Raw genomic sequence first — 3,821 nt, 5'->3', positions numbered from 1 at the left:
AGCATGACGCTTCGATAATCTCGTCCATATTGTCGGTTATAGCTTTCACACAACTTAATACCGGCAATTTTTGCAATAGCATAAGACTCGTTGGTGCTCTCTAAAATACCAGTGAGTAAAGCCTCTTCCTTCATAGGCTGTTCTGCATTTTTGGGATAAATGCATGATGAGCCTAAAAACAATAACTTTTGAATATCATTCTGATGAGCAGCATGGATAATGTTGGCTTCAATCATCATGTTTTGATAAATAAACTCAGCAGGATATTCATTATTGGCATGAATACCCCCCACTTTTGCAGCAGCGAGATAGACTTGGTCAATCTGATGAGATTGAAAAAAATGATTAACTGCTTGCTGATTGGTTAAATCTAAATCACGACGTTCTGCAGTGATAATGCGATTGTTTTTGTCTTTTTCTAACTGACGAATGATTGCTGATCCCACCATACCATTGTGACCAGCGACAAAAATATTCAGGCTCATAATTTATTCAACACTCACAGGTACTTCATGGCCATGTAATTTCAGTAAGGCATGACGTTTTGCAATATTAAGATCTTCAGCAACCATTTCAGCACACATTTCTTGCACGGTAATTTCTGGTTCCCACCCTAATTCATGTTTAGCCTTAGCAGGATCACCCAGTAAAGTTTCCACCTCAGCAGGTCGGAAATAACGTTCATCAACTTCGACAATGACATCACCAATACTCAGAGCAGGAGCGTTTTCACCCTCGATTGAGACAACAATAGCTTTTTCTGTAGTACCTTCGCCTTCAAACTCTAGCGTGATGCCCAACTCCTGTGCTGACCAGCTAATAAATTGTCGAACTGAATATTGCACACCGGTGGCTATAACAAAATCTTCTGGCTTGTCTTGTTGCAACATCATCCATTGCATACGCACATAATCTTTTGCATGCCCCCAGTCACGCAATGCATCCATATTGCCCATGTATAACTTCTTTTCCAGTCCTTGAGCAATATTCGCTAAACCACGGGTAATTTTACGTGTGACAAAGGTTTCACCACGGCGGGGAGATTCATGATTAAACAAAATGCCATTGCAGGCATACATGCCATAAGACTCGCGGTAGTTGACCGTGATCCAGTAAGCATAGAGTTTAGCAACAGCATAAGGGGATCGAGGATAGAAAGGTGTTGTTTCTTTCTGGGGAATTTCTTGCACTAAACCATAAAGTTCAGAAGTAGATGCTTGATAAAAGCGTGTTTTCTTTTCAAGACCTAACAATCGAATAGCCTCTAAAAGTCTAAGCGTACCCATCGCATCAACATCAGCTGTGTATTCAGGTGACTCGAAAGAGACTGCGACGTGAGACTGCGCACCTAGGTTATATACTTCGTCAGGTTTAACTTGTTGTAAAATGCGAGTCAGGTTGGATGAGTCCGTTAAATCGCCGTAGTGCAATATAAAGTTTTTATTATCGACATGAGGATCTTGATAGATATGATCGACGCGTTGTGTGTTAAAACTTGACGCACGTCGTTTTATCCCGTGAACGATATAGCCTTTTTCAAGTAAAAACTCGGCTAAATAAGATCCATCTTGCCCTGTAATGCCAGTGATTAATGCAACTTTACTCATTGACTATCCTGATTGTTCTTCTTAAATATTTGTTTAAAATTGCGGCTAAGTATAAACGGAATGACGTTATCATTCAGAACTAGTATTAATAATACCTCTGAACAATCAAAGTTTATTTTATATTTTTATAGAAAATAAATAGTTATAAGCTGTTTAAACTTAAAGTTAAACTTACCCTGCCATAGAGACTCATGACATTAGTATTCTTTTTGCGAAACCAGATATAAGTTTTATGAATAGGAGAAGATGAGCATAGACATGACTTGATAGGAAATTTTATAAGAAAGTGAAAACTCATCCCAATAGCTATGCGTTTAGCTCGGCTTACTTGGGTGGCACAGATGCCAGAAATAAAATTTCCCCGCCATCCATGGCAGTCTACTCAGATATTTCATATTGGCATCCATGCCACTTCTTTATCTTATAACTAATAAAACGTTTACTCAGTGATCATTTTCTCATTCTAAGCATCACCACCGAATAAATCTCGTGTATAGATTTTATCTTTCACATCGATAATATCTTCAGTGAGGCGATTAGCTAAAATTACATCCGCCTGAGATTTAAACTGATTGAGATCATTCACAACTTTTGATCTGAAAAACTCAGCATCCTCAAGTACAGGCTCATAAACGATAACCTCAATACCTTTGGCTTTAATACGTTTCATCACACCTTGAATAGCTGAGGCCCTAAAATTATCAGAACCGGATTTCATCACTAACCGGTAAATGCCGACAACTTTAGGATTTTTGTTAATGATTGAGTTAGCAATAAAGTCTTTTCTTGTAGTATTGGCATCAACAATCGCTTTGATGATGTTATTAGGCACATCTTCGTAATTGGCCAATAATTGCTTAGTGTCTTTTGGCAAACAATAACCACCATAGCCAAATGAAGGATTGTTATAGTGACTACCAATGCGTGGATCTAAACCGACACCTTCGATAATCTGACGTGAGTCCAAACCGTGTGCTTCTGCGTAACTATCAAGCTCATTAAAGTACGCCACCCGCATAGCAAGGTAAGTATTCGAGAATAACTTAATCGCTTCGGCTTCTGTGCTGTCAGTCACCAAAACGGAGACATCCGGTTTAAGCGAGCCTTCAACCAGTAACTTAGCAAAGGTTTCTGCACGCTCACTTTTCTCTCCAACAACAATCCGTGAAGGATATAAATTATCGTAAAGCGCTTTGCCTTCTCTTAAAAACTCTGGTGAGAAGAAAATATTATCAACACCAAAACGTTGCTTAATTTCTGCAGTATACCCAACTGGTACAGTAGACTTAATTATCATCACAGCATCAGGATTGATACTTTTTACATCCTGAATAACCGCTTCTACAGACTTTGTATTGAAATAATTGGTATCTGGGTCGTAATCGGTTGGTGTGGCAATGACGACGTAATCAGCATCGTTATAGGCATCCGCTTTATCCAGTGTCGCCCGAAAATCTAGTGTTTTATTTTGCAAAAAATCTTCAATTTCAGCATCAACGATTGGCGATTTTTTGTTATTGAGCAGGTTTACCTTCTCCTCAATAATATCTAAAGCCACGACTTGATGCTTTTGAGCTAATAAGACGGCCAGTGAAAGGCCAACATACCCTGTCCCTGCGATTGCTATTTTCATATTTTTACTCAACTGTAACGGATTTCGCTAAATTTCTCGGTTGATCCACATCAGTGCCTTTGATTAAGGCAACGTGGTAACACAATAACTGCAATAAGATATTGTAAGTAATAGGTGCGGTAATTCGACCGACATTGGTCGTTGCTTTCACTACTTTGAAACTGGTCTCTGAACTGATATCGCTGCGTTCATCTTCAAACACAATCATCTGCCCGCCTCGAGCTTTGACTTCCTGTAAATTGGATTTTAACTTTTCCAATAAATCATCAAGAGGGGCGATAGCAATAACTGGCATGGTTTCATCGATTAAAGCCAAAGGACCATGTTTCAGTTCACCTGCAGGATACGCCTCTGCATGAATATAACTGATTTCTTTTAACTTTAAAGCCCCTTCCAGAGCAATCGGAAACATCGTGCCACGTCCTAGAAATAAAGCATGTTGTTTATCTGCGAATAACTGGGAGATATCACGAATCTCCTCTTCATGTTCGAGGGCCATACGAATCAAATTAGGTAGTTTCTGCAAACCACCTGCGATCATAGATTCACGCTCTTTACTTAATCTTTTTTGGACTTTACCT

The 3,821-nt window shown here is 39.2% G+C and carries 4 protein-coding genes; all 4 read right to left on the bottom strand.

Annotated features, from left to right (window positions below):
• Positions 1-485, bottom strand: a 485-nt coding sequence (locus B4K20_RS01265; RefSeq protein ID WP_289281599.1) for an NAD-dependent epimerase/dehydratase family protein, incomplete at its 3' end; no start/stop codon positions are given.
• Positions 486-488: 3 nt separating this feature from the next.
• Entirely contained in the window at positions 489-1,607 is a 1,119-nt protein-coding gene (gene gmd / locus B4K20_RS01260; RefSeq protein WP_286305416.1) for a GDP-mannose 4,6-dehydratase, read from the bottom strand.
• Positions 1,608-2,070: 463 nt separating this feature from the next.
• Positions 2,071-3,240, bottom strand: a complete 1,170-nt coding sequence (locus tag B4K20_RS01255; protein ID WP_289281598.1) for a nucleotide sugar dehydrogenase — start codon at positions 3,238-3,240, stop codon at positions 2,071-2,073.
• A gap of 4 nt (positions 3,241-3,244) precedes the next feature.
• Positions 3,245-3,821: SIS domain-containing protein (locus tag B4K20_RS01250; RefSeq protein WP_289281597.1), on the bottom strand; the 577-nt coding region annotated here is incomplete at its 5' end.

It is taken from the genome of Methylophaga sp. UBA5088 (assembly GCF_002414625.1).
GTDB classification, from domain to species: domain Bacteria; phylum Pseudomonadota; class Gammaproteobacteria; order Nitrosococcales; family Methylophagaceae; genus Methylophaga; species Methylophaga marina.
The sequence above is the reverse complement of the archived record's forward strand: the minus strand, read 5'-3'. Positions and strand labels throughout refer to the sequence as shown.